This window comes from Methylobacterium trifolii (assembly GCF_022179685.1).
Classification (GTDB): Bacteria; Pseudomonadota; Alphaproteobacteria; order Rhizobiales; family Beijerinckiaceae; genus Methylobacterium; species Methylobacterium trifolii.
The window spans coordinates 1-25,209 of record NZ_BPRB01000087.1; the positions used below are offsets into that span (position 1 = coordinate 1).

General features: G+C 69.0%; 24 protein-coding genes, 1 tRNA gene and 1 pseudogene. 8 read left to right on the forward strand and 18 right to left on the reverse strand.

Features of this window, described 5'->3' with window-relative positions; translation table 11 throughout:
* Window positions 1–1,359 (reverse strand): annotated as a pseudogene (locus tag COGEMETH_RS08700) (FUSC family protein); the annotation flags it as partial.
* Between the two features lie 158 nt (window positions 1,360–1,517).
* Between COGEMETH_RS08700 and COGEMETH_RS08705 the strand changes: the two are divergent.
* Window positions 1,518–2,483: a right-handed parallel beta-helix repeat-containing protein gene (locus COGEMETH_RS08705; RefSeq protein WP_238182201.1), complete on the forward strand. Its 966-nt coding sequence runs from the start codon at window positions 1,518–1,520 to the stop codon at window positions 2,481–2,483.
* A gap of 9 nt (window positions 2,484–2,492) precedes the next feature.
* Here COGEMETH_RS08705 and COGEMETH_RS08710 read toward each other — a convergent pair whose 3' ends face one another.
* The 7 genes from COGEMETH_RS08710 to COGEMETH_RS08740 all read right to left on the reverse strand — a co-directional run bounded on the left by COGEMETH_RS08710 (window position 2,493) and on the right by COGEMETH_RS08740 (window position 7,356).
* Window positions 2,493–2,996: a CAP domain-containing protein gene (locus COGEMETH_RS08710; protein ID WP_238182202.1), complete on the reverse strand. Its 504-nt coding sequence runs from the start codon at window positions 2,994–2,996 to the stop codon at window positions 2,493–2,495.
* Window positions 2,997–3,120: 124 nt separating this feature from the next.
* On the reverse strand, window positions 3,121–3,336 hold the full coding sequence (locus COGEMETH_RS08715; RefSeq protein WP_238182203.1) for a hypothetical protein: 216 nt from the start codon (window positions 3,334–3,336) through the stop codon (window positions 3,121–3,123).
* 263 nt (window positions 3,337–3,599) lie between these two features.
* Window positions 3,600–4,139, reverse strand: a complete 540-nt coding sequence (locus COGEMETH_RS08720) for a formaldehyde-activating enzyme (RefSeq protein WP_238182204.1) — start codon at window positions 4,137–4,139, stop codon at window positions 3,600–3,602.
* A 450-nt stretch (window positions 4,140–4,589) separates the two neighbouring features.
* A complete protein-coding gene (locus COGEMETH_RS08725) occupies window positions 4,590–4,754 on the reverse strand; it encodes a Flp family type IVb pilin (RefSeq protein WP_238182205.1) in 165 nt (54 codons plus the stop codon).
* A gap of 173 nt (window positions 4,755–4,927) precedes the next feature.
* Complete coding sequence (locus COGEMETH_RS08730) at window positions 4,928–6,760, reverse strand: DEAD/DEAH box helicase family protein (RefSeq protein WP_238182206.1); 1,833 nt, start codon at window positions 6,758–6,760, stop codon at window positions 4,928–4,930.
* Window positions 6,757–7,026, reverse strand: coding sequence for a hypothetical protein (locus tag COGEMETH_RS08735; protein WP_238182207.1), 270 nt, complete (start codon window positions 7,024–7,026; stop codon window positions 6,757–6,759). Before COGEMETH_RS08735 ends, COGEMETH_RS08730 begins: the two co-directional genes overlap by 4 nt.
* A 135-nt stretch (window positions 7,027–7,161) precedes the next feature.
* Window positions 7,162–7,356 (reverse strand): hypothetical protein, encoded by a 195-nt coding sequence (locus COGEMETH_RS08740; protein ID WP_238182208.1) that lies wholly within the window; start codon window positions 7,354–7,356, stop codon window positions 7,162–7,164.
* A 268-nt stretch (window positions 7,357–7,624) separates the two neighbouring features.
* Here COGEMETH_RS08740 and oxlT point away from each other — a divergent pair, with 268 nt between their 5' ends.
* From oxlT to COGEMETH_RS08755, 3 genes are all read left to right on the forward strand, one after another.
* A complete protein-coding gene (oxlT, locus tag COGEMETH_RS08745; RefSeq protein ID WP_238182209.1) occupies window positions 7,625–8,911 on the forward strand; it encodes an oxalate/formate MFS antiporter in 1,287 nt (428 codons plus the stop codon).
* Between the two features lie 260 nt (window positions 8,912–9,171).
* Window positions 9,172–10,449 carry a formyl-CoA transferase gene (frc, locus tag COGEMETH_RS08750; protein WP_238182210.1) on the forward strand — a complete coding sequence of 426 codons (1,278 nt, stop codon included), beginning with the start codon at window positions 9,172–9,174 and terminating at the stop codon, window positions 10,447–10,449.
* Between the two features lie 129 nt (window positions 10,450–10,578).
* Window positions 10,579–11,511: a methionyl-tRNA formyltransferase gene (locus COGEMETH_RS08755; protein WP_238182211.1), complete on the forward strand. Its 933-nt coding sequence runs from the start codon at window positions 10,579–10,581 to the stop codon at window positions 11,509–11,511.
* Between the two features lie 13 nt (window positions 11,512–11,524).
* Here COGEMETH_RS08755 and COGEMETH_RS08760 read toward each other — a convergent pair whose 3' ends face one another.
* Window positions 11,525–12,208, reverse strand: a complete 684-nt coding sequence (locus tag COGEMETH_RS08760) for a class II aldolase/adducin family protein (RefSeq protein WP_238182212.1) — start codon at window positions 12,206–12,208, stop codon at window positions 11,525–11,527.
* A gap of 325 nt (window positions 12,209–12,533) precedes the next feature.
* On the opposite strand from COGEMETH_RS08760, the gene COGEMETH_RS08765 reads away from it, so the two are divergent.
* From COGEMETH_RS08765 to COGEMETH_RS08775, 3 genes are all read left to right on the forward strand, one after another.
* A complete protein-coding gene (locus tag COGEMETH_RS08765; protein ID WP_238182213.1) occupies window positions 12,534–13,226 on the forward strand; it encodes a GntR family transcriptional regulator in 693 nt (230 codons plus the stop codon).
* Window positions 13,227–13,361: 135 nt separating this feature from the next.
* On the forward strand, window positions 13,362–13,502 hold the full coding sequence (locus COGEMETH_RS08770) for a hypothetical protein (RefSeq protein ID WP_238182214.1): 141 nt from the start codon (window positions 13,362–13,364) through the stop codon (window positions 13,500–13,502).
* A 149-nt stretch (window positions 13,503–13,651) separates the two neighbouring features.
* Window positions 13,652–14,752, forward strand: a complete 1,101-nt coding sequence (locus tag COGEMETH_RS08775; RefSeq protein WP_238182215.1) for an HD-GYP domain-containing protein — start codon at window positions 13,652–13,654, stop codon at window positions 14,750–14,752.
* On the opposite strand, the gene COGEMETH_RS08780 is transcribed toward COGEMETH_RS08775, so the two are convergent.
* The 7 genes from COGEMETH_RS08780 to COGEMETH_RS08810 form a co-directional block, all read right to left on the reverse strand.
* Window positions 14,718–16,052, reverse strand: a complete 1,335-nt coding sequence (locus tag COGEMETH_RS08780; protein WP_238182216.1) for an MFS transporter — start codon at window positions 16,050–16,052, stop codon at window positions 14,718–14,720. The two genes, COGEMETH_RS08775 and COGEMETH_RS08780, sit on opposite strands and share 35 nt — an antisense overlap.
* A gap of 11 nt (window positions 16,053–16,063) precedes the next feature.
* A complete protein-coding gene (locus COGEMETH_RS08785; protein ID WP_238182217.1) occupies window positions 16,064–17,086 on the reverse strand; it encodes a helix-turn-helix domain-containing protein in 1,023 nt (340 codons plus the stop codon).
* 474 nt (window positions 17,087–17,560) lie between these two features.
* The gene (locus COGEMETH_RS08790; protein ID WP_238182218.1) at window positions 17,561–19,540 is read right to left on the reverse strand and encodes an acyl CoA:acetate/3-ketoacid CoA transferase; all 1,980 of its coding nucleotides are present in this window, start codon (window positions 19,538–19,540) and stop codon (window positions 17,561–17,563) included.
* Between the two features lie 390 nt (window positions 19,541–19,930).
* The gene (locus tag COGEMETH_RS08795) at window positions 19,931–20,380 is read right to left on the reverse strand and encodes a hypothetical protein (protein WP_238182219.1); all 450 of its coding nucleotides are present in this window, start codon (window positions 20,378–20,380) and stop codon (window positions 19,931–19,933) included.
* 56 nt (window positions 20,381–20,436) lie between these two features.
* Window positions 20,437–20,916 (reverse strand): hypothetical protein, encoded by a 480-nt coding sequence (locus COGEMETH_RS08800; RefSeq protein WP_238182220.1) that lies wholly within the window; start codon window positions 20,914–20,916, stop codon window positions 20,437–20,439.
* Window positions 20,917–21,020: 104 nt separating this feature from the next.
* Complete coding sequence (locus COGEMETH_RS08805) at window positions 21,021–22,064, reverse strand: MaoC family dehydratase (RefSeq protein WP_238182221.1); 1,044 nt, start codon at window positions 22,062–22,064, stop codon at window positions 21,021–21,023.
* Window positions 22,065–22,100: 36 nt separating this feature from the next.
* On the reverse strand, window positions 22,101–22,400 hold the full coding sequence (locus COGEMETH_RS08810) for a YggT family protein (RefSeq protein ID WP_238182222.1): 300 nt from the start codon (window positions 22,398–22,400) through the stop codon (window positions 22,101–22,103).
* 117 nt (window positions 22,401–22,517) lie between these two features.
* Here COGEMETH_RS08810 and COGEMETH_RS08815 point away from each other — a divergent pair.
* Window positions 22,518–22,593: transfer RNA gene (locus COGEMETH_RS08815), tRNA-Ala, on the forward strand.
* Between the two features lie 397 nt (window positions 22,594–22,990).
* Here the strand turns inward: COGEMETH_RS08815 and COGEMETH_RS08820 are convergent.
* Together COGEMETH_RS08820 and COGEMETH_RS08825 are read right to left on the reverse strand one after the other, a co-directional pair.
* Window positions 22,991–24,583 (reverse strand): recombinase family protein, encoded by a 1,593-nt coding sequence (locus tag COGEMETH_RS08820; protein ID WP_238182223.1) that lies wholly within the window; start codon window positions 24,581–24,583, stop codon window positions 22,991–22,993.
* Window positions 24,580–25,209, reverse strand: a 630-nt coding sequence (locus COGEMETH_RS08825) for a DUF2924 domain-containing protein (RefSeq protein WP_238182224.1), incomplete at its 5' end; no start/stop codon positions are given. The genes COGEMETH_RS08825 and COGEMETH_RS08820, both read right to left, overlap by 4 nt.

Here is a 25,209-nt window from a genome sequence, read left to right on the forward strand (position 1 = left end):
CCGCTGCCAGGTGGCGGCGTAGAAGGGTTGCATCACCAGCACGACGGTGATCACCAGCCAGTGCGAGAACGGTCCTGACCAGACCAGAGTGGCTGCGAGCGCGGGCGCGGCCACGCTCGCCGCGCGCACGGCATGGCGCAGGTTGGCCGAGGCGAAGGTGAAGTTCTCGCGCAGCGGCTGGACGAACCGGGTCCGCCAGTCGAGGCTCGCCCCATCCGTCAGGGTCCCGCCGGGCCTGTAGCCTTCCGGGGTGGAGAGCTTGGCGCCGATTCGCACCCGGTCGACGATCCGGTCGGCCAGCCGAAGCAGGGTCGTGCCCGGCTCCAGCCCCTCGTTCGCCCGCGCGATGGATTGCTCCAGCCGCGTCAGGTCGAGGTCAGAATCCTCCCGGATGGCGCGGGCGATGGCCACCAGCAGGGGCCGCAGGCGCCGCAGGAAGGTCTTGGACGCGGCCCGGCGCTGCGAGTCGGGCGCGCTCTCGATCAATTCGGCCACCGCGATCAGCCCGGAGAAGATCTGCTCGGCGGTCTCGAGCCGCAGGAGGGCCTGGGCCGTCCGGTCGGAGACCCGCTCGCGCGAACGGGCGAGGTCGAGGATCATGGCGCGGGCGGTCTCGATCGTGCCGCGCACGCCACGGCGATGGGCGCGGGCATGGCCGTCGAAGGCGGCGGCACTCGGCTCGGCCGAGGCGGCGAGTTTTTCCAGATCGCCGGCCAGCCGCGCGAGGCCGTGCCAGACCTCCGCCACGGCCCGGTGGGCGGGGCGGTAGGGGTGCAAGCGCCACAGTCCGAGTGCGAGCAGCGTCGCCCAGAGGCCGCCGGCCAGGAACATCAGCGCGGTCAGGCCGGCCTGAATCGGCGTGAGCGGCCGGTCCAGCGCGATGCAGAGCACAACGACGAGGACGTTGCCGGCCGCCTGTGCCTGCACGCTCCAGACGCGGGCATAGGCGCAGGCGAAGATCACGGCGCAGGCCGGGGCCACGACCGCGAGGGGCCCCAGCGGCTGGATCAGGCCGAAGCCGCCCCAGATCAGGCCGCCGAGCAGCGAGAAGGTGGTGAGCACCCGCAGCCGCACCCGGATCGGCCCGCCGGTGTCGCAGAAGCAGGCGAGGTTGGCGGCCAGCGCCATCGACAGGAGGGGCGCCCATTGCACCCACTCGTTGATCAGGATGACGACGCCGAAGGCGATGCCGGCGCGCACGCCCTCCACGAGGCTGACACCGCGCGGATCGAGAGCGATGGGCAGGCGCGTCAGGTCGGAGCCCGGCAGGCCGAGGCTGCCGCGGCCGGCACCGAACCGGCGTCGCCGGACCTTGGCCTTGGCAGCGCGGCTGTTCTCGGATGGGGCGGATCGGGCCAATCCGGATTCCTTGCCGGGTCCTCGCGCAGGCGAAGCGAGTTCGCGCATCAGGGCGGTTTAGGCGCGATCGACGGTGAGCGGAACGGGTGGCGGCTCATGCCGGCGATACGCTGCGAGCCGATCTTCAAATCGCCGCGCTCACGGGCGAGGGGGGCGAGATGTTCCTTCCCGCAGCCCTCGACCCGCCGGCCATCGTCGTCCCCGCAGCCGCCAGAGCCTGCGATCCGGCAATCCGTGCGCTCCTCCTCGCTCCGCCGGGACCGGGCGTGGACAGCGTGAGCCTCGCCTGCAGCCTGCGGCTCGAGCCCGGCGACCGGGTCCTCCGGCGCATCGTTCTTGAAGGGTCGCAGGCGTCCGGCGTCGAGATCGACTGCCGCGGCGCCACGATCGGTCAGGTGGAGGCTGCCCCGCGCCTAGACGCCTTCACCGTCGAGATACGCTCGTTGGCGCGGCCGTCGGGCTGGGACCGGCCGTCCGGTATCACAATCCGGAACTGCGCCATCTTCGGCCACGTCCGGGTCTGGGGCATGGGCGTTAACGGGCAGGGGGTCGCGGTCAAGGCATCCTCGCACAGCCTCGGTCACACCGAGCGGGCGCAGGCCGCGGCGCCCACGGGGGTGAGCATCCTCGATTCCACCATCACGGCCTCGGGGCACATCCCCCTCTACCTCGCACCGGGGGTGACGCGCTTCACGCTACGGGATTCGAAGCTCTCCGGCCGCTCCACATCCACCGCCCTCTACCTCGATGCCGAGAGCGCCGAGAACCTGATCGAGGGCAACGAGTTCGCTGTGGCGACGGGCCGAGAGGCGATCGCCGTGGACGGCTCGGCCCGAAACCGCATCGTCGGCAACCGCTTCGAACTCGGGGGGCAGGGGGGCGTGTGGCTCTACCGAAACTGCGGAGAGGGCGGCACCGTGCGCCACCAGACCCCGTCGGACAACGTCATCACCGGCAACGTCTTCCACGGCGGCGGCTTCTTCCAGGCCGAGGCGATCACCGTCAATTCCCGCGGCGGCTGGCGGCTCTATTGCGGCGAGGATGCCGGCTATCCCTTCGGCAGCAGCCTCGACAACGGCGACGGCGGCACCGGCAACGTGGTCGCGCCGAACCGGGCGCAGTGAACCGGCGCCTCAGCCGCCCGCCATCACCAGGGCCCAGAACCGCTTGAAGCGGGTGCCGGGCGCGTCGACGCGGGCGATGCCGATGCGGCGGATCTGCGGGATCAGCATGTTGCGGTTGTGCTCGGGCGAGTTCTTCCAGCGGGCCAGCACCTGGTCGAAGGTCTCCGAGCCGGCGCTGAGGTTCTCAGCCGACCAGGCACGCGAAAGCCCGGCCGAGGCCATGCGCGACGTGAAGCTGCCGCCGACCTCGTGACTGAGCTGGCCGTTGCGCGCGTTGTTCCCAGCCTGGAAGGAGGCCGCCTTCACCAGCCTTGAATCCACTGTGACGGGTCCGAGCCCGTGCTGGGCTCGGTAGCGCGAGATCGCGGCTGCCGCGGCCGTCTCATCCAGGATGACGGGGCTGGTCGGCCCCTCCGCCTCGGTCAGGATCGTCGTCGTGCCGCAGGCCGACAGGCCGAGCGCGAGAAGGCCGCAGGCGGCAAGGAGGCGGGCAGGGCGTTCGGCGTTCGGCACGGTGCTGCTTTTCGCGGATAGGGGCTCAAGGAGGCGCCTGCATCACCGGCCGTTGCGGCGAAACCTGGGCGCGTGGCCGCTCTACGCCCCGCTGCCGGCCCGGTGTGCCCTGCCGGGCACGCCCTCAGATCCGCGTGCCGGGATCGCGCAAGGGTGCGCCGCAGCGCCAGCCGGTGATGCGGTAATCCGGATGTGCCTCGACCCAGCGGGCGAGCTGGGGCTGGGCCACGCGCTGGCAGGCGCGGGGGGTGTCGACATCCAGAGGCAGGCGGCGGCCCTCGCAGGTATCGGGGGCATGCGACAGGCAGGCGGTGAAGTAGAGAAAGAAGACGCCCGACATCGCGACCCTCCAACCCTGCGGGATACGGCCGTCATCCTGGGAGGATGCACCTCCGGCACGGCCGGCATCGCAAGGCGGGGGGACAACGACGTGGCACCCCGATCCGATCCGGAGGGATCTTGCGTCCGGCGGACGCCGCGAAAGCCCCTTCAGGATGGGAGCGCTCCGGCGATCTCGGCGATGGCCGAAAGCCCCCGTCGCGGCCGCTTCGCAGCACCTCCGGACCGGGGGATCGGCGGGAGCGGGCAGGTCGAGGACGCCGATCAGTACTCGACCACGTCCTCCAGGGCATAGTGCTTCACCGTCTTGCGGTTGGCGATCAACTCGTCGACGGTCGGCTCGCCCTTGAGCGCGCGGCCGATGGCGAGCTTCGTCGCCTCGTAATTGGTGCGGTAGAGGTCCTTATGATCGAGGTTCGCGTCCTCGGCGCAGCGCGGATCGAGCCAGATCATGATGATCATGCAGAGTTCCTCCAACCCCTCGCGCGGCAGGATGCCCTCGATGATGCAATCGACGATGGCGTCGCCCGTGGCGGCCTGAACCACGCCGCCGAGAAGCTCGACGTACTCCGCCGTGTGGATCGTCGCCTTTGTGGTCATCATCGTGGCCGGGCGCACGAGCTGATTGAGATCGCGCACCACGAACATGCGGGTGTGGCCCTGGACCTGCCCCATCATCCCGGCGAACGCCTGGCCCACGGGGCCGCGCGTCGAGCCGATGAGCACCTCCGGCATCGCGTCGGTGTACTGCCCCTCGGCCGCGAGCACCGTCGCCTCGCCGGTACGGAACCAGATCTCGGGCATGCTTTTCTTCCTTCTCGAAGGCACCCGGAGTGGGGCGCGGTCGGCCGCGCAGACATCATCCCGCGGCCCCAGCGTCAATCGCCCCGTCGGCGCCCGTCGTGGGTCGATGGCCGCGGCGATGCCGGGCGCGTCAGTCCGTGGCGACGGCGATCATCGAGAACAGGCCGGCAAGGACGAAGTTCGCGAAGAACAGGAGGCCGAGGGTGATCATCGCAGGCTCGCGGGGTTCGGTGACATCTGTCTCCCGCGTAGATGTCCCGGCCTGTGAATGCCGTGCGCGACTGCACCGCGGCCGTCGAGCAGCCGCAAGCGGTTGTGTGCACGCGAGCTTGTGGCCCCCGCCTGGGACCGGTCCGGCCCCCACGGCGGTACGCACCGTCTCGCCTACAAGCCACCGGAGCCGTTGCGCGCCGGCTTGCGTTGCCTGCGAACCGGTCGGGTCCCGGCGGTTCAGTTCAACTGCGATGAGATCGTCGAGAACTTGGCGTTCAGCTTGGTGCCGATGATCTTCAGGCTGGCGATGATGACGACGGCGATGAGTGCAGCAATCATGCCGTACTCGATGGCCGTCGCGCCGGACTCGTCCGAGGCGAAGCGCTTGAAAACCGTCGTCATGACCGATCCTTCTCGGGGAGGTCTCGAACTGGGCTCTCTAGCAGTCGCGTCTTAAAAATTGGCCTACGCCGCCAGATTCCCCGAAAGATACTGAACGCTTCGCAATTCCTTGAGAACGCCGCCGCACAGTCCGTTGGGCGGATTGTCGTGAGCGGGATGGACCGCCGTCCGGCTCAGGTGTCGAAGGCCGGCCCCGCCGCCCCGCCCCAGGCCCCGAGGGTCTGCGTCTCGGAGCGGACCAGCGCTGGGCCGCCTTCCTCATCCGGCACGGCCTCCGGCCGCGCGCCGCCGAGGGCGGCGAAGGCGGCGCGGGCATCGGGGGCCTCGAGGGTGCGTGCGAACACCGCGCGGTCGGTGCAGACGAGGCGCCCGGCCTCGTGTCGGGCGTAGACCCGGCCGGTCTCGCCTTCGGCGAAGCGGATCGCGCGCATCCGCCGAGCGCAGAGGCGCAGGAAGTCGGTGTTTCGCTCCGGGGCGAGGGCTGCCGCGTCCGGGTAGACCGCGGCGGCATCCTGCGCCTCGACGTCGATCTTGCGGAAGCGGTCGACGTCGAGCACGCCCGTGAGGTCGAGGATCGTCAGGTCGCCGTTGGTGCCGAAGGCGACGGTGCGCGGGCGCTCGCCCAGGGCCACGCTGTTGTCCAGGAATTCGTAATGGACCTGCTTGCCGGCGTTCGAGGCCCAGGTGAAGAACAGCGTCGGCATGCCGGTGAAGGCTTCGACGTTGTGGGCCAGCAGGTCGTCCACGGCCTTGTAGCGGCCGAATTGTTCGCCCCGCAGCCAGGCCCGCTCGACGGTGGCCTCCGGCGGCGTGATCATGAACAGCAGGAAGACCCGGTGGCCGAAGCGGGTCAGCAACTGGCTGCCGTCCTGCGTGCCGGAATCGGCGTTAAAACTGTCGAAACGGAAGCGGTCGATCAGGAGGTGCGACATCCGCCCCTCCCGACCCTTGCGGGCCATGTGTCGGTCGAGCTTGCGGTCCACGATCTCGAGTTCGTGGCCCGTTAGCGTGCCGGCATAGCCCGTGGCCGGCCCGATCGCGTCGTAGTCGAGCAGGAACTTGCGCCAGATGTCCGGCGTGATCACCGCGAAATCCGACCAGGACACGCCGAGCCGGGCGGCCAGCGCACGCTGGAGAGGGCGCATCGTGCTCTTGCCCGAGGCGGACGCGCCCTTGACGTTCATCACGATCGGCTCGGCCTGGACGCCGACGCGGGTGTAGCCTTCCCGGATCACCGCCTCCTCGAACCAGGGCTCGATCAGTGCTCCGATCCGCCGGGCACCCTCCGCGTTCACAGCGAGCGTTGTGGCCAGCCCCGCGATCAGCGCTGGGTCGCGGATCAGGGCTCCGCGGTGACGGACCAGGGCGGAGACCACGCTGTTCAGGGCTGTGGCCGCCGCGATCTCCGCCGGGTCGTCCGCGGCGGCCGCCCGTGCGCACCAGGCGGCGAGGTGTTTCTCCGCCCGTTCTTCCAGTGAGAGCGGGGGCGGCGGTGCGGGTGGGCGTGCACCGAACCCGAGCCTGTCGCGCCAGCCTCGTCTGCGCGGCTCTGCCTGCGGCGGCATCTGCGACAGGATGGCACTGAGTTCCCGCTCGATGCCTGCCCGCATCTCCGCACGCACCGCCGCGTGAATCTGCGCGATCGCCGCGCGGCGCGGCGCGACATAAGCGGAAAGGATGCGCGCGACGATACCGCGAAAATTCACGCCGAGGTCGCCGTAGGTCTCGCCGACCGGCACCGACAGGTCCGCCATCACGCGGATCAGCAGTTCGTGCACCACGAGGCGCTCGGGGCGGAAGGCGACGACCTCGGTCGCGGGCAGGCCGGAGAGGCCGTGCAGTTCCTGCGCTTCGGCGAACGGCGTGGAGACGTTCTCGGCACGGAACACCGTCGCCAGCGGCAGGAAGGCCCGGGGCAGGGTCGATTCGATGCCGGGATTCCAGGGACCGCGCGGCCGTGGCTCCGGCGCGGGGCGGTCGGCGGCGGCGCCCGCCGCCGGGCTCATGCGGCCTCGTGCGCCTCTTCCCGGAACAGGGCAGTGCAGCCGGCGCCCCGGTGCATGCTCAGGATCGAGGCCCGGTCGATCTCCGGATGCCGGGCGAGAACGCCGCGCACGCAGCCGAGCACCTTCTCGTACTGGCCGGCCTCGTAGTTACGCTCCAGGGGGCTCACGGCGATGTAGGTCTCGACGACCAGCACGCGCTCGGCGCGCTCCTTGGTGACCTCGACGGCGATCCAGGACGACTTGATCAGGCGGCTGCTGGCGAGCATGGGCGTACCTCCGTTCCATCACCGCGTTCGACGCGACGTTTGACCGGGAGGATGAACTGCGAATCCGGAAATGCCAAGTGCTTCAGTCGTTGAGTGCAGACATGTCCACCCCGTCGCGGAAGCTTTCGGCGCTGGTCACTCGATCTGGCCGAACCCCGAGAGCATCGCGCTGAAGCTGCCGTCGTCGCCATTGAGCAGGACCAAGGACATCAGCAGGCCGAAGGCGGCGCAATACAGGATCGCGAACGTGCCGCTCCTGGCCTTGTCGCTCGCGAGGACGAGGCCGGCGAACGGGACGGACTGGACTACGAGCGCGGCCGGGACGTTCATGGGATTTTCCACCGCATCGTGCCGCACTCCGAGAACGCGGCTCGGACATAAGGCGATGCAGCAATCCTTTCGCGCCTGCGAATACGAGACAAATCACATCTTCGTATGGTGTAGAAGCGTCCGCTGGGCGATCTTTCGCGCTCAGTCGTCTGGAAACCGCCCGTGGTGGCGCAACGAGTGTCTTCGTTTGGCATATTGCATGCCAAACGATCCTGGTCCATTGTTGCCGCAACGACCCGAGAGGTCGGCCGACAAGAAGGCATCCGGGATGGAACGGCGCGACCCGCCCTCGGCCAAGTGGTGGCAGCTCGCCTTCGGCGTGCTGTGCATGGCCATGATCGCCAACCTCCAATACGGCTGGACGCTGTTCGTCGATCCCATCGACGCGCGCCACCACTGGGGCCGCGCCGCGATCCAGCTCGCCTTCACCCTGTTCGTCGCCACCGAGACCTGGCTGGTGCCGATCGAGGCGTGGTTCGTGGACCGCTACGGGCCGCGCATCGTGGTCGCCTTCGGCGGCGTCATGATCGCCCTGGCCTGGGTGCTCGACGCCTACGCCGAATCGCTGGCGATGCTCTACCTCGCCGCGATCGTCGGCGGCATCGGGGCCGGCTCGGTCTACGGCACCTGTGTCGGCAACGCCCTCAAATGGTTCCCGCATCGCCGCGGTTTGGCTGCCGGAGCCACCGCCGCCGGGTTCGGGGCGGGCGCCGCGGTCACGGTGATCCCGATCGCGAAGATGATCGCCACGAGCGGCTACCAGAGTGCCTTCCTCACCTTCGGCCTGATCCAGGGGGCGGCGGTGGTGGTGCTCTCGGTATTCCTGCGCAAGCCCGGCCAAACCGCCCCGGTGCAGCGCAAGCGCCTCGCCCTGCCCCAGACGAGCGTCGACCGCAGCCCGCGGGAGGCCGTGCGCACCCCGGTGTTCTGGGTGATGTACGCGATCTTCGTGATGGTCGCCTCGGGCGGCCTGATGGCCGCGGCCCAGCTTGCCCCGATTGCCCACGACTTCAAGGTCGCCGACGTGCCGGTCAGCATGTTCGGGCTGACGATGGCGACCCTGACCCTGGCGATCTCCCTCGACCGGATCTTCGACGGGTTTGGCCGGCCGTTCTTCGGCTGGGTCTCGGACAACATCGGGCGGGAGAACACGATGTTCATCGCCTTCTCCATCGCCGCCTTTGCCGTGGTGCTCCTGATCGCCTACGGCACCATACCGAGCGTCTTCGCCCTCGCCTCGGCTTTGTACTTCGGAGTGTTCGGCGAGATCTACTCGCTGTTCCCGGCCACCTGCGGCGACACCTTCGGCTCGAAGTTCGCCACCAGCAACGCGGGGCTGCTCTACACCGCCAAGGGCACCGCCTCGTTCCTGGTGCCCTTCGCCAGCCTGCTCTCGGCGGCCTACGGGTGGTATGCGGTCTTCGCCCTCGTCATCGGCCTGAACGTCACCGCCGCCGCCCTGGCGATGTTCGTACTCAAGCCGATGCGCGCCCGCTACCTCGCCGAGGAGACGGTGGCCCTGCCGCTCGCGGCCGGGGCCGCACGAAGTCCGTGAGGGGGGAGGGGAATAGAGCGGGCCGGCCGAACGTTCGGATGCGGGACGGGACGACCGCCCTGATCGGCTTGAGCGCGCCTCTGGCACCGGGAGCCAGACCATGTACAAGTGATCTTTATTCGGTTTCGACCTTTCGCGCTCCGCAGGCAGCCCGCCGGCCGCGCGCCCATGACGCTTCCCACGGCCTGCGGCAACGGTGGCTCCTGCGAAGCCCGACCACCGGCTCTCCGACCAACCGACATCAGATTCGAGACAGACCCATGAGCAAGGCCCTCGAAGGCGTAAAGATCCTGGACTTCACCCACGTCCAGTCCGGCCCGACCTGCACGCAGCTGCTCGCATGGTTCGGCGCGGACGTGATCAAGGTCGAGCGGCCGGGCGCGGGCGATGCGACCCGCGGCCAGCTCCAGGATGTGCCCGACGTGGACAGCCTTTATTTCACGATGCTGAACCACAACAAGCGCTCGATCACCCTCGATTCGAAGAACCCCAGGGGCAAGGACGTGCTCTGGCGGCTGGTGAAGGAATGCGACGTGCTCGTCGAGAACTTCGCCCCAGGCGCCCTGGCCCGGATGGGGCTGACCTGGGAAAAGATCCAGGAAGCCAACCCGCGCATGATCCTGGCCTCGGTCAAGGGTTTCGGTCCCGGCCGCTACGAGGATTGCAAGGTCTACGAGAACGTCGCGCAATGCGCGGGCGGCTCCGCCTCCACCACAGGCTTCCGCGACGGCATCCCGATGGTCACCGGCGCCCAGATCGGCGATTCGGGCACCGGCCTGCATCTGGCGCTCGGCATCGTCACGGCCCTCTTCCACCGCACCCAGACGGGGCTCGGCCAGAAGGTCGACTGTGCCATGCAGGACGGGGTGCTGAACCTCTGCCGGGTGAAGCTGCGCGACCAGCAGCGCCTCGATCACGGCCCGCTCAAGGAATACAGCCAGTTCGGCGAAGGCGTGCCCTTCGGCGACGCGACCCCGCGGGCCGGCAACGATTCCGGCGGCGGCCAGCCCGGCCGCATCCTGAAGTGCAAGGGCTGGGAGCACGACCCCAACGCCTACCTCTACTTCATCACGCAAGGCGCGGTGTGGGAGCCGATCTGCGACATCATCGGCGAGCCCGGCTGGAAGACCGATCCCGCCTACGCGACCCCCAAGGCGCGGCTGCCGCATCTCAACGAGATCTTCACCCGCATCGAAGCCTGGACGATGAAGCACGACAAGTTCGCGGCGATGGACATCCTCAACGCCTACGACATCCCCTGCGGGCCGATCTTGTCGATGAAGGAGATCGCCGCCGACGAGTCGCTGCGCAAGAGCGGCACCATCGTCGAGGTCGACCACCCCACCCGCGGCAAGTACCTGACGGTCGGAAACCCGATCAAGCTGTCGGCGAGCCCCTCTGAAGTGACGCGCTCGCCGCTGCTCGGCGAGCACACCGACGAGATCCTGCGCGACGTGCTGCGCTACACCGAGGACGAGATCGCCGAGATCTCCGGCTCGGGCGCCATCGGCACGGTGCAGAAGATCGCGGCCGAGTAACGCATTCCGGAGGCCTCCCCCTTGCGGGGAGGCGCCGGAGGTGGGGGTAGTGCCGCTTCCGCCGCGGACTACGATCACTCCATCCTCGCCCCGTCCCGCGCGGCGTCGGGGAAGCGAGAAGAGGCTCCCATGCGCATCGCCTTCATCGGTCAGCAGGATTTTGGGAAGGCCGTGCTGGAGGCGTTCCTGAAGCGCGGCGACACGGTGGCTGGGGTTTTCTGTGCCCCCGAGAAGGCGGGCGCCAAGCCCGACGTACTCAAGACGGCAGCCGAAGCGCGCGGCCTCCCGGTCTTCCAGTTCCCGAGCCTGAAGAACCCGGAGGCCGAGGCGGCCATGCACGGCCTTCAGGCCGACATCGGCATCATGGCCTACGTGCTGCAGTTCGCGCCGCAGAGCTTCGTGACCATCCCGAAGCACGGCACCATCCAGTACCATCCATCCCTCTTGCCGCGCTATCGCGGCCCGTCCTCGATCAACTGGCCGATCGCCAAGGGCGACACGGAGACGGGGCTTTCGATCTTCCGCCCGACGGACGGCCTCGACGAGGGGCCGGTGCTGCTCCAGAAGATCTGCGCGATCGGACCCGACGACACCCTGGGCGACGTCTACTTCGACCGGCTGTTTCCCCTCGGCGTCCAGGCGATGCTGGAGGCGGCCGACCTCGTGGTCGCCAACCGCCACGTCGAGATCGACCAGGACGAGGACGCGGCGAGCTACGAAAGCTGGTTCCGGGCGCGGGAGGCCACGATCAACTGGTCCGCCCATGCCGACCAGATCTATAACCTGATCCGCGCCGCCAACCCTGCGCCGGGCGCCTGGACGACGCTCGGGGGTCAGAAGCTCCAGATCTTCGACGCGCGCCTGCACCCCGTGCGCACGCTCGGAGAGGTGAAGGGCAAGGTCGGCGAGGTGGCGGCGGTCGGCGACGAGTCGATCCGCATCACCGTGCAGGGCGGCCAGATCGAGGTCTTCAAGCTGAAGCCGGAGGGGGGCAAGAAGGTCTCGGCCGTCGAGTTCGCCCGGTCCGGCGCGCTGGGCGTCGGGACCATCCTCGGCGACTGATTGCCCGCCCGCTTCAGGACGCGTTGTCCGGGCCCGGCTTGGCGTTCAGGCCGTAATTCTTGAAGCGCTCGACGATCCGGGCGATCTCGTCATCCGGCAATACCACCGGCGCGCCGACCTGGAGCGCCACGGCGTATTGCCGGCACAGGGTCTCCAGTTCCCCGGCGAGCCAGAGGGCCTTTTCCAGGCTCTCGCCGGTACTGATCATGCCGTGGTTGGCGAGCAGGCAGCAGGCCCTGTCCTCCAGCGCCGCCAGCGCCAGGCTCGAGAGTTCCGGGGTGCCGTAGGGGGCGTAAGGTGCGCAACGCACTGTGGGTCCGCCGGCCGCGGCGATCATGTAATGCACCGCTGGAATCTCGCGGCCGCACATGGCGAAGGCTGTGCAATAGACCGGATGGGCGTGGACAACGGCGCCGACCTCGCTGCGGTTTGCCAGGATGTCCCGGTGGAAGCGCCATTCCGAGGAGGGCTTCAGTCGGTGCTCGAAGCGCCCGTCCAGCCCCATGAAGACGATGTCCTCGGCCCGCATCCGCTCGTAGGGCATGCCCGAGGGGGTGATCAGCAGGCCGTCCTTCCAGCGCAGAGAGACGTTGCCGGAGGTTCCTTGGTTGAGCCCGAGGCCGGACAAGCTGCGGGCCGCCTCGACGACGGATTGCCGGGCTCGGTGGTCGTCTTGGCGGTCGTCTTCGGCAGGCATGGAAAATCCTCGTACGCCCGCCCGCTATCCCGCTCCGGCGCCCCTGCCGCAAGGCCGTCCCCCACGTGACGGATCGTAAACCGTACGGGCCGCGTCGCTGGTGCAAGCGGCATACGCGGAACACGAGGGGGATGTTTGACAGGTGGTATTTGGGATACCAAAATATCCACACGCTGTCGCGGCCGATCGCCGACGCATGGACCTGCCCCTGTGTACGTCGCGGCCGGGGCGGCTATGCGGACAAAACGCTTTGGGTTAGGTCTCAAAGACTATCGGGCGGAGCCGTCGGCGGCCGCAGCGCGGCGTGCCGGCATCTGGATACATCATGACGAATACGGACCCGTTCAGCATCAAGCCGATCGTCGCGAGTTCGAGCCTGCGCACCCTCGCCTACGAGGCGTTGAAGGCCGCCATCACCAACATGGACATCTACGGACGCCCCGACGAGGTGCGCCTCGACGAGCGCAAGCTGTCCCAGGACCTCGGGGTGAGCCGCACCCCCGTGCGCGAGGCGCTGACGGTGCTGGAGCAGGAGGGTTTCGTCCGTTCCGAGGCGCGGCGCGGCATCTTCGTGATCAAGAAGACCAAGCAGGAAATCGTCGGGATGATCCACGCCTGGGCGGCGCTGGAGAGCATGGCGGCCCGCCTAGCCTGCGAGCGGGCCACCGACGCCCAACTCAAGTCCCTGCGCGAGTCCTTCCCCGAGTTCTACGAGGGCAAGCCGGCCGAGCACATCGACGAATACTCCGACGCCAACATCCGCTTCCATCAAAAGATCATCTCGCTTGGCCAGTGCGACGTCATCGCCGACCTGTCGAGCAACCTGCTGATGCACGTTCGCGGCATCCGCAACAAGGCCCTGCGCCAGGGCGAACGGGCCGAGAAGTCCATCCGCGAGCACGTGGCGATCATCAAGGCCCTAGAGGCCCGCGAGGCCGAGCGCGCCGAGCATCTCGTGCGCGAGCACGGTCTCGGCCTCGCCCTGCACGTGGACACGTACGGCGACTACCTAGACTGAAACCAAAGGGCCTTGCGTCGCGACCCATGCATGCCCTGCATGCATGGAATGTGGTACTCGGTATACCATAATGCAGTGCACGATGGCATCGTTGCAGTGCAATATGGCGCCTTGGAGCCCGATATGCTGACCTCGATGATCGCCGCCTTCGTTGCCTTTGCGGCCGTTCAGGCCCTGTTCGTGGTCAAGCTGGCCGACCGGTTCGACGCCATCGCCGAGGGTCATCGTCCGAGCCGCGAGACGTCCGCCGCGAGCGGTCTCGCCGAGGCCGCCTGACGCGGCTCCTCGACCCGGACGGCCGCTACCCCTTCGCCCGGATCGAAGTTCTCTGTGCGGCTTCGTACCTGTGGCCGCGATAGGGCGGTGAATAAGAATTCACTCACGAATTTTGGTGTACGGTCAACAAATCGTTGATCGCGCGAACCATGAGGGCGCTGTCGGTGGCACAGGGCGCCCGCATTCGGCCCGAGCAAGACCCGTACGTCCTCCTTGTCTCGGATCGGCCGACCGAGCGGACCGCGCTGGAGCGCGGCATCGCCCTCGTCATGGACTGCCGGACCGTGGGCGCGGGCGATGTGCTGCCGCCGGGCCTTCCCCACGTCGTCGTCGTCGATCTCCACGCGGAGCGCCTGGCGGCGACCGAGGCCGCGATCGCCGCGCGGGTCGCCGGACGGCCTGTCCCCCGCCTCGTCCTGACCCGCGGCGACGCGGTGCCGCCGCCGGCCGCCGACCGGCGCTCCATGCCCGCGACGACCCCGCGCAAGACGGTGCTCGCCGGCATCTTCGCGATGATCGAGGCCGCAACCCGCGCGGGCGAGGCACGCGCCCGCCGCCTGAACGGCCGCAGCGAGGCCGCCACCGCCATCGTTGCGGAACTGTTCGACAGCGCGGCCCTGGGTGCCGGCCTGCAGCAGGCCGACGTCGACCGCGGCACGGACGTCGTCCTAGAGGCGGTCTCGGAGGCCGGCATCAATGCCTGGCTCGACGTGGTCTGGCGTTACGACATGGGCGTCTACCAGCACACCCTCAGCGTCGCCGGCTACGCTGCCGCCTTCGGCGGCCAGATCGGCCTGAACCGAGGCGACCTTCACCGCCTCGCCAAGGCCGCGCTGCTGCACGACATCGGCAAGTCGCGCATCCCCGCCGACATCCTGAACAAGCCCGGCCCGCTCTCGCCCGAGGAGATCCGGCTGATGCGCATGCATCCGGGCATAGGCGCGGATCTGCTCGTCGCCCAGGGCGGCTTCGAACCCGCCATCCTCGACGTGGTGCGCCACCACCACGAGAAGCTCGACGGCAGCGGTTACCCCGATGGACTGGCCGGAGAGGCCGTCGCCGACCTCGTCCGAATCATCGCCGTCTGCGACGTGTTCTCCGCGCTGACGGAGCGGCGTTCCTATCGCACGCCGCTGACCTCCCAGGCGGCGCTCGCCACCATGTTCCGGATGTCGGGACACCTGGACCCGGTACTCCTGAACGCCTTCGTTCCCGTCACCCACCAGGGCGGGCTGGCGGTCGCGGGCTGATCCGGCCACCGGCCACGTGCCGGGCACGAACCTTCGGGCGCGCCGCGCGGTAGGCGAACAGCACGCCGACGAGCCCCGCCCCCGAAAACAAGGCAAGCATCGCGCGGCCCAACCCATTCTCGCCGAAGACCGTGTCGCTCAGCAGGCCGACCAGGAACGGCCCGAGGCCGAAGGCCGCCAGGGTGACGCTCGCCAGGAACAGGGCGCTGACCCGGCCGCGCAGGGCCACGGGGGTGAGGAACTGGATGCCGGCGAGCCCCGGCGGGCTGGTGAAACCGAGCATCGTGACCAGGAGGAAGAACCCCGCCAGCGAGACCGTCAGGTCGGCGGCGAGCGTCATCGTCACTGCCGGCGGCTGGGCGAGCAGCAGCCCGATGCCAAGCATCAGCGGCGCGGCGTCGCGACGACGGGTCCGGCGCAGCCTGTCGAGGACGACGCCGCCGGCAAGATGCCCGAGGGGCGCGGCGCACAGCACGATCAGGCCGAGGACGAAGCCGGTCTGCGCGGGCGTGAAGCCGAAGGCCCGGACGTAGAACGTCGGCGCCCAGGCACTCAGCGCCTGCCCCATCAGGACGGCAGCCGAAGCCGCGCCGAGATGCGGCAGGTAGGCGGCGCGCCGCCGCACGATCCAGGCGAGGGCGACACCCATGCGCGGCGTGCGGCGCGCCGGTGGAGGCTCGACGATGCGGCAGACCAGCAGGGCCAGCGCCAGGTTCGGGACCACGGCCAGGACGAACAGGGCCTGCCAGGGAGCGAGCTGCCCGATGCCCGGCGCGTTCCAGCCGCCGTTCGCGGTCAGCCAGGCGAGGGCGGCCCCGCCCGCGAGCAGGGCGAGGCTGCGCCCCAGACTCGCACCGGAGGTCAGGAACGAGACGCCGCGCCCGAGGCTGTCCCTCTCAACCCGCACGGCCATTAGCGAGAGGGCGGCGGGCGCGACACCGGCCTGCCCGAGCCCCAGCACCATGCGGCTGGCGAACAGGGCCGCGAAGGTGCCGGCCAGTCCGCAGGCCAGGGTCGCCACGCTCCACAGAAGGATGCTCGCCAGCAACAGCGCACGCCTGTGCCCGCGGTCGGCGAGGCTCCCCGCCGCCGGCAGCGCCAGGGCGTTCAGGACCGCGAAGGCGGAGCCCCGGAGCAAGCCGAGTTGGGTGTCGCTCAAGGCGAGCGCCTGCTTCAGGGGCGTCGCCACCAGGGTCATCAGGAAGCGGTCGCTGAAGGCGGAGAGCTGCGTCGCCGCGAGCAGAAGCACGAGGGGCCACCCGGAGAGGCCGAGCTGCGCGGCGGTCGATTGGGCCTGCACCCCGGGCCCGGTCAGTAGAGTTCCGATTGCCAGGAGACGAGGATCGGCTTCAGTCCGCCTGCGTCCGATCCATCGGCGCGCACCCGGTGGATCTCGGCGCGGAACTGGCCTGGCGGCTGCCCGTAGGCGGCGCGGAAGGCGCGACTGCAATGGCTTTCGCTGGTGAAGCCGTAGGCATAGGCGAGAGCCGCCACCGAGCGCGTCTCGGACAAGCGCCGCAGGGCGTTGCGCAGGGCTTCCAGGCGCCGGCGCTGGATGAAGTGACCGACGCCCCCGTCCTCCGCGAAGGCCCGGTACAGGACGGTCCGCGAGATGCCGACCCCCGCGGCGATGGCGTCGGCCCCGAGCCTCGGATCGGCGAGCCGTTCATCGATGAAGGCTTCGGCCCGCCGGCGGCGAAGCAGGGAAAGCTGTTCCAGCGCATCGCCATTTCGCACCGGGAGGGCCTTGCCATCGAGCGCGGCTGCGAGGAACTCCGCCACCGCCCGCGCCGCGCGGTTCGCCGTCTCGGGCGTGAGGGTCGACGCACGGCGCGCCAGGGACTGGACGAGGTCGGCCAGGAGCCCGCCGACCGCTTCCGGAAGGACCGCTCCGTGGAAGGACGGCAGCCGCAGGGCGCCCGCCTCGACCAGGTCCCGCGCCAGCGCCACCGTGATCAGGTGCGCAGCCATCGCCCGGCTCCATTGCGGCCGTGTGGTATCGAACACGATGATCTCGCCCGGCGCGACATGGTTCTCCTCTCCCGGAGCCCCCCCCACGAGGCTGCCGCTGAGCAGGAGGTGGAGGGTGACGTGGTCGAAGCCGTCGCGGCGCACGCGCAAGGGGCCGCGGCTATGCAGCAGCCCGTCGAGACGGCGGTCGAACACCAGCATCCGGGCGAATCGATAGGCCTGCACGCGGGCCCGGAAGGCCTCGCCGGCCTGGGCCACGTCGCTGCCTGCGCTGTACAGGTCGTGATAAGCCCCGAAGCCGTCCGCCTCGTTCAGCGCCTGCGTCGAGAAGGTGAAGGTCTGGATCGACACGGGGAACAGCAAGGCGGGAACCGGCGACTTCTTATCCCGGGCGGGATGAAGCGTGGCGCAATCTCTTTATTTCGTGGACTCGTTCCATGCGCAAGGCACGCTTTCTCCATCCCGTGCGTCGTTGGACGCCTCTTCGCGAACTCCGCTCGGTAAAATAGGCCTCGTCGATCGGTATTCGACCACAGGTAGCAATCCACAGGGCATCTGTCCGCCCGCGGGCTGGCAGGGTAGTTACACGCGGGCAAAGCGGATCGAATCCCGGCCGACGCTCATCCGTCACCGCGTCGCGCATGCGGTGCCGACGGCCGACCGACGCTCCCACTCGCCGCCCGGTGGAAGAGGGACACCGGGCTCGTGACAGGGCTTGGCTCGTGACAAGGCTTGGCTCGTGACAGCGCTTGGCGTCTCTCACAAGGCGCCGGTTCCGCCGTCGCGGCCGGAGGAGAATGCCCGGCGACCGGAAGTTTCGTGGGGTGCGCCCGGCGATCAGGCGGCCGAGACGATGGCCGGCGAGATCATCTTGCGCGCCTTCTTGTCGGCGACGCCGAGGAAGGCCTGGGCGTCCTCCTTGCGCTCGAACACGTGCGGGGCGAGACCGCGCCGGTTGAGCGCCTCCTCCATCTTCAGGCGTAGGAAGGCGCTCGTCGCGTAGCGGGTCGTCGTCGCGTAGTAGTTCGCCTGGAGATACTGGATCATGCCCGCGTAATCGTCGTACAGGCTCTCGTTGATGCGGAAACCGTCGTGGTTGACCACCGAGTTGACCCGCTGGCCCGCCTTCCGGCACGCCTCGACGATGGTCATGCGCAGCTCGTCCATGTCGGTCTTCACGCGGCAGTACCAGCCCTCTAGGTTGACGAAGAGCAGGTTGCGCTCCGCGTCGTAGCTGACCCGGTCCTTCAGATCGAGGTTGAGGAGGTCGGAGAGAAGCTCCATCGGCTCGTCGCGGAAGATGCGCGAGTCCATCGGCACCGGCTGGTTGACGATCGGCCGGAAGTCCATGTGAGGCAGGATGTCCCGCTCGATGTCGATGCCGGGCGCCACCTCGATCAGTTCCAGGCCCTTGTCGGTGAGCTGGAAGACGCAGCGCTCCGTGACGTAGATGACCGGCTGCGAGCGCTCCCGCGCGTAGGTGCCGGAAAACGTCGTCTGCTCCACCGCCTCCAGGAACTTGCGCCCGCGGCCCTCTTGGACGATGCGGACCTGGCCGTCCTCGATCGCGATTTCCAAGCCGCCCACCGTGAAGGTGCCGGCGAAGACTACGCTGCGGGCATTCTGGCTGATGTTGATGAAACCGCCGCAGCCGTTGAGCTTGCCCCCGAAGGCGGAAGTGTTGACGTTGCCGTGCCGGTCGCACTCCGCCATGCCGAGGCAGGTCATGTCGAGGCCGCCGCCGTCGTAGAAGTCGAACATCTGGTTCTGGTCGATGACGCAATCGGCGTTGGTCGCTGCCCCGAAGCTCGACCCGCTGGCAAGCACGCCGCCGACCGCGCCGGCCTCGGTGGTCAGCGTGATGTAGGGAGTGACCTTCTCCTCGTTGGCGACCGCGGCGATGCCTTCGGGCGCGCCGACGCCGAGGTTGACCACGCCGTTGGGGGGCAGTTCGAAGGCCGCGCGCCGGGCGATGATCTTGCGGGCGTCGAGCGGCATCTTCTTCATGCCGGCCACCGGCACGCGGATTTGGCCGGCGAGCGCCGCGTCGTGCTGAACCCCGTAGTTCATCCGGTGCATCTCGGGCTCGGCCAGCACCACGCAATCGACCAGGATGCCCGGCACCCGCACGTCCTTGGGCAGCAGGAACCCGTCGTCCACGATCCGCTCCACCTGCGCCACGACGATGCCGCCGTTGTTGCGCGCGGCCATCGCCTGGGCGAGGCAGTCCAGGGTCAGGGCCTCCTTCTCGAAGCTGATGTTGCCCGAGGGGTCGGCCGAGGTGCCGCGGATGAAGGCCACGTCGATCTTGGTCGCCGTATAGAACAGCCACTCCTCGCCATCGACCTCGACCAGCTTGACGATGTCGTCGGTCGTCACCGCGTTGACCTTTGCGCCCCCGTGGCGCGGATCGACGTAGGTCTTGAGCCCGACCTTGGAGAACAGCCCCGGCTGGCCCGCGGCGCAGGCGCGGTAGAGCTGCGAGATCACGCCCTGCGGCAGGTTGTAGCCGAGGATGCGGTTCTCCTGCGCGGCCTTGGCGACCTTTGGCATCCGGCCGAAATTGGCCGCGATCACGCGCCGGAGCAGGCCCTCGTGGTGCAGGCGCCCGGTGCCGAGCCCTTTGCTGTCGCCCGCGCCCGCGGTCATGATCAGGGTGAGGTCGCGGGGAGCGCGGGTCTCGACGTAGCGGGCCTCAAGCGCCGCGTGCAGCGCCTCGGGGATGCAGCTCTGGACGAAGCCGGTGGTGGTGAGCACGTCGCCGTTGCGGATCAGAGCGATGGCCTCGGCGGCCGTGATGACCTTGTTCTTCTTCATGGCTTCGCCTTCCTCCGCACAGGCGACCACTCTTGATCGCGGACCGGACCGGGCCGCGCGGTGGAAGTCCCGGTTCCGACCTATCGCGACCCGTGCGGGGACTGATCGAGCCTCACGGAACCCCCGATCACCGGGAGCCTTCCCTCCGGCCGCGCGACCGCGCAGCGGACGTTCGTGAGCGACACGATCAGCGCAGGCGCACACGCGGCCACGATGTCTTCGCCATGCAGTCCGGCTCGCACCCGCAGGGACGCCCTGGCCTGCATCAGTCGAGCAACGGTCTATCACGGAACGGATTTTCCGCTCGCGAAGTCTTTTTGGGAGACCCTCTGAAGAAAACTTCACGCCGCCGCTCGGACAGGCCCGGCGGCTCGCGACCTACGCCCGGCATCACCCCGGCGGGATGCGCCCGACCGAGCAGAGGGTGCGGATGCTGCTGCCCGGATCGGTGTAGCAGCTCGCCGACCAGCCGCTCTGCTGGATGAAGGACTTGCTGCGCGAGGCGAGCGCCGCGCGGTAGGCGTTGGCGATGATCGGCTCGACCGTTCCGGCCGATTCGCCGATCAGGATCTGCGAGGCGATCGCGAGATCGCGGAAATAGGCCGGGGAGGGGGTCGCCTCGCTTGAACTCGCCTGCACGATCGGCTCGGCCCGGCAGGTCACGTCGACCTTGAGGGGGCCGGAGACGCGGATGTCGATGCTGGGGCCGGCCCGGCGCCCAACCTTGCCGCCGATCGCGTCCGCGATCTGCCGGGCAAGGCCGTCGCATTCGTCGGCCCGCGCCACGGCAGGCAGGAGAGCAGGCAAGAGGATGAGGCAGGCGAGGGCGGTGCGAAGCATAGCCGGCACCTTGACCCGAGGGCAGGCCGCTGTCGAGGCTTCCTGCCGGACGGGCCTCAACGGGGACGCCGGGTAAGCCGCGGCCGCCAGATGCCGAGGACGACGTTGACTGTTGCGATCGCGAGCAGCACCCAGAGCGTGTTCCGCTCGGGGCCGAGGGATGTGGCGAGGGTCGCGGGGTCGACGCGGCCCGCCAGCGCCTCGGCGCTGCGTTCCGCCTCCTGCTGCATCGGGCCCAGGACGCCGACGAAGCCGCTCTCGAACACCAGGATGCCGGTGGCGGCCTTCAGCCACGCCCAGCCGGCGCCGTGATAGCCGCGGTTCAGGCCGATCGCCAGCAGGCCGGCGACCAGCGTCAGCCCGAGGGATGGGAAGAAGATCCAAGTGGCGATGGCGCCCATGGCGCCGCGCATCAGGGCGTAGCCGGCGAGAGCCGTCGGCGGCGGGGCCAGACTCAGCATGACGAGGAGCGACGCCATCGCCCCCATCAGCCCGATGGCCCCCATCGTGTGGAGGAATTTCAGAAGGCGTCGCACGGCGTCTCGACGAGCCCCTCGGCCGGGAGGCCGAAACTTTATTGCAAGCGACGGGATCGCGGTAGCCGGATCGGGCATCCGGCCAGGCAACAATGCCAAAAAAACTATTTCGGCATGAAGGCCCAGTAGTCGATGTCGAGGATCACGGCCGGATCGTAGCCGTCGCCCTGCTTGTGGGGATAGGCGCCGCAGGGCTGGTTCTTGGTGGCGACCGTGCGCAGGCGCAGCAGCCCGACGTCGTCCCGGCCCACGTCGGCCGTCTCGAGGACCTCGCTCCAGGCGTAGACCGTGTCGCCCGCAAACAGCGGGCCGACATGGCGCCCGGCATTGATGCCGGCGATGGAGAAGGCGTTGGCGAGCCCGTTGAAGCTCAAACACCGGGCCAGCGAGATCACGTGGCCGCCATAGATCAGGCGCCGGCCGAAGCGCGTCTCCTTGGTGGCGAAGGCGTCGAAATGAACCTTGGCCGTGTTCTGGAACAGGCGCGTGGCGATCTGGTGCTCGGCCTCCTCCACGGTCATGCCGTCCACGTGGTCGATCTTCTCGCCCACCGCATAGTCGCCGAAGCGGTGCGGGCTGCCGGCGAGGTCGAGGTCGTAGGCGCCCGCATCGAGCTTGGGCAGGACGCCGGCGAGGTCCTTAGGGTCCACCACCTTGGCAAGGTCCGGCACGCGCTCCTCGGCGACCGCCGCCTCGGGGTCGCGCTTGCGCACGAGCACCCAGCGGCAATAGCTCAGCACCGTCTCACCGGCCGCGTCCGAGCCCACCGAGCGAACATAGACCACGCCGGTCTGGCGGTTCGAACTCTCCTTGAGGCCGATCACCTCGGAGACGGTGGAGAGGGTCTCGCCCGGATAGACCGGCCGGCGGAACCCGCCTTCCGCGTAGCCGAGGTTGGCCAGGGCGTTGAGCGAGATGTCGGGCACGGTCTTGCCGAAGACCATGTGGAAGGTCAGCAGGTCGTCGAGCGGGCTCTGTGGATAGCCGAAGGTGCGGGCGAACGCGTCCGAGGACTGCACTGCGAAGCGCGGGCCGTAGAGGGCGGTGTAGAGGGCCACGTCGCCGGTGGTGACCGTGCGTGGGGTGGCATGGCGGATGGTCTCGCCGAGGCGGAAATCCTCGAAGAAGCGGCCGGGATTGGTCTTCATGGACGCTCGGTTCTCTGAGGCCGGATCGGCACGCGGTCAGCGGGTGTAGACGACCTGCGGCGGGATGAACTCGTGCAGCAGGCGACTGACGAAGAGCAGCAGCAGGATCAGGATGATCGGCGAGATATCGACGCCGCCGAGGTTCGGCAACAGGTTGCGGATCGGGCGCAGGATGGGCTCGGTGACCCGGTAGAGCACCTCGCCGATCTGGGCGACGATGGGGTTGCGCACGTTGACCACGTTGAACGCGACGAGCCAACTCAGGACGGCGCTGGCGATGAGGACGTAGATGAAGATCTGGACGATCGTGTCGAAGAGCCAGAGCAGGGCGTACATGCGCGAAACGTGTGTCCTGAAGAACCGCGGCCTGAAGCCGGCCGGACGGCGCGGGCGGCGGCGGGAATGGGAATTGACAGGCCGAGCCGCGCAAGCCTAAAAGGCCGGCGCCTCGACGGGGCTGTAGCTCAGATGGGAGAGCGCCGCAATCGCACTGCGGAGGTCAGCGGTTCGATCCCGCTCAGCTCCACCAGGCAGTCTACGCAAACGTAGATGTTCCTGGTGGTCCGGAATTAACACGTAAGATCAGTCGCTTGGCGCCGTGGCAACCGTCTCTGCCGCGTCTCTGGTGGCGTGAAGTGCCGCGAAAGGGGCCCATCCCGCCTTAGTCTCCACGGCCCCAATTCCTGTTTCCTGCGATGCGGCAGACCGTGTGGCTCGGACCTGTGGGCTCCGCATTGCAGCGGTTCCAACCGAACCGCAATTACTGACCGACGTGACTGATGGCTCGGCCCAGCTGCATCCGTGCGATGGCCAGCCGTACGGCTTTCCGTCGATGCGTCGGATGTGGATGCTGAAGGTGCAGGGCTGGCGGATGCGCTCTCGCCTGGAGGCGCGGATTGTCAGGGCCCTGCAATGGTCGCTCTTGCTCAGAGCCCGAGGGCAGTCTGCTGCTCCGCCCAGGCGACCGGCAGCTCGGCGAGATGGCGCAGGCCGATGCCGCGCGGCAGGCGGCCGGCCATGATCGCAGCAACGATGGTGGGTGAGAGATGGGCCAGCGACAGGCTCATCCGCACCGAGCGCTCGCTGATCCTGGCCCGCTCCGCCAGGGCCTCGGTGCCGTCGATGCGGCCAGAGACCAGGTCCTCCATCCAGGCTCGGGCCGTGGCGATGGCCTTGAGGATGCGGGCCCGGTCCTCAACCTTCATCGGACGCGGCCTTGGCTGTTGTGCGGAAGGGGGCAGCACGATCTCGCGCCGCCGCTGGGTCGAAGGTCGCGTCCAGGCGATCGTGATCGTGTCCGGCTCATCACCGACGAGGCGCAGCATGAGGCGATCCGGATGCAGCCGCACCTCGGCGAGGTGATCGGCCACGAGATCGGCATCCGCTGCGGGCTGTTTGCGAGCCGGGATGGCATCGCGAAGGGCCGCGACCACCCGCGCTTCGAGATCTGGGGCCGAGACGCGGCCGATGGCATCGGGTGGTGCGGCTACGTCGATCCCCGTCTGTCTTGCAGCCACTCCGGCCTTGGATGCCTTCAGCACAGCCTGGCTGACGTAGTAGCGGTAGCGCCGGGTGCCCTTCTGGGTATGGGTCGGCGTCATCACGTGGCCTTGCCCGTCGCGGATGCGCCCGACGAGCAGGTGGGTCTCGCCGGATCGCGGACGAAGCCGCTCGCGGTGGTTGGCACCAAGCCTGTCCTGCACGGCTGCGAAGGTTGCCTCATCCACCAGAGCCGGCTGCTGGCCGGGATGGACCTGACCCTTGTGCACGAGCTGCCCGGCATAGATCGGGTTGGCCAGGATGGCGTAGAGTTGCCCGCGGCTGAAGCCCTTGCCGCCGGTCCTGCGGCCGGCCCCGTCGATGCGCTCGGGCACCAGGATGCCGTCGCGATCGAGTTCCAGCTTCAGGAGCCCGACCGTGCCGAGTTCGAGGTAGCGCCGGTAGATCAGCCCGATCAGCGCGGCGTGCTCGGGCACGGGGTGGAGGGCACGAGCCTCGACCCGGTAGCCGAGGGGTACGACGCCGCCCATCCATAAGCCTCGGCGCTTCGAGGCCGCGATCTTGTCGCGGATGCGCTCGCCCGTGAGCTCGCGCTCGAACTGGGCGAACGAGAGCAACACGTTGAGCGTCAGCCGGCCCATGCTGCTGGTGGTGTTGAAGGCCTGGGTCACCGAGACGAAGCTGACCGCGTTTGCATCGAACAGCTCGACCAGCTTGGCGAAGTCCGAAAGCGCCCGGGTGAGGCGGTCGACCTTGTAGACCACGATGACGTCGACGCGCCCGGCCCGGACCTCGGCCAGGAGCCGCTGCAGGGCCGGCCGCTCGAGGCTGCCGCCCGAGTAGCCGCCGTCGTCGTAGCGCACGCCCGAGCAGCGCCAACCCTCGTGGGCCTGGCTGCGGACGTAGGCCTCGGCCGCCTCGCGCTGGTTGTGCAGGGAGTTGAAGGCCTGCTCCAGCCCGTGCTCGGTCGAGACCCGGGTGTAGATCGCGCAGCGCAGTGGCTTGCCCGGCAGCGTCATGGCCGGGCTCCCTCGGAGTCGACAGCAGTGGCAGTGGCGACTCGTTGCTTTCCGTCTGAGGACGCCTTGCGCAGGCCGAAGAAGCGCGGCCCGTTCCAGGCCGTGCCGGTGATGGACCGGGCGAGCGCCGAGAGGCTGTCATAGTGACGGCCCTGCCAGGCAAAGCCGGCCTCGAGCACGGTGACGATGTGCAGCACACCCTCCCATTCGCGCACGAGCAGGGTGCCGGGCTTGATCGCGGCGAGCTCCGGCAGGGGCGGCACCGCTGCCCCATCCAGATCGGCCGCCAGCCGGGCCATGGTCTGGACGGTGGAGCGGTCGAGGTCGCCCAGGGCCTCGGCCTGGAAGCGATAGGCCAGGGCCCGGTACAGCAGCGCAGGTGAGAGCCCCTCGGGCGCGGGACGCCCGAAGCAGGAGCGCCAGCGCCGCCGCAGCCCTGCCTGATCCATCCCGGCCAGCCGCTCGAGGGCAATGCCAAGCGGCACGGACCGGGCAGGGGGCTTGAGGCGTGCGCCCATCAGGCGGCGCTCGCTGCCGCGGTCACGGCCGCTTGGCATCGCGCTCGAGCGGCTGGCAGGGATGGACCAGGCAGGGCTGCGGCGGCGCTGGCGCTCCTGCTTCGGGCG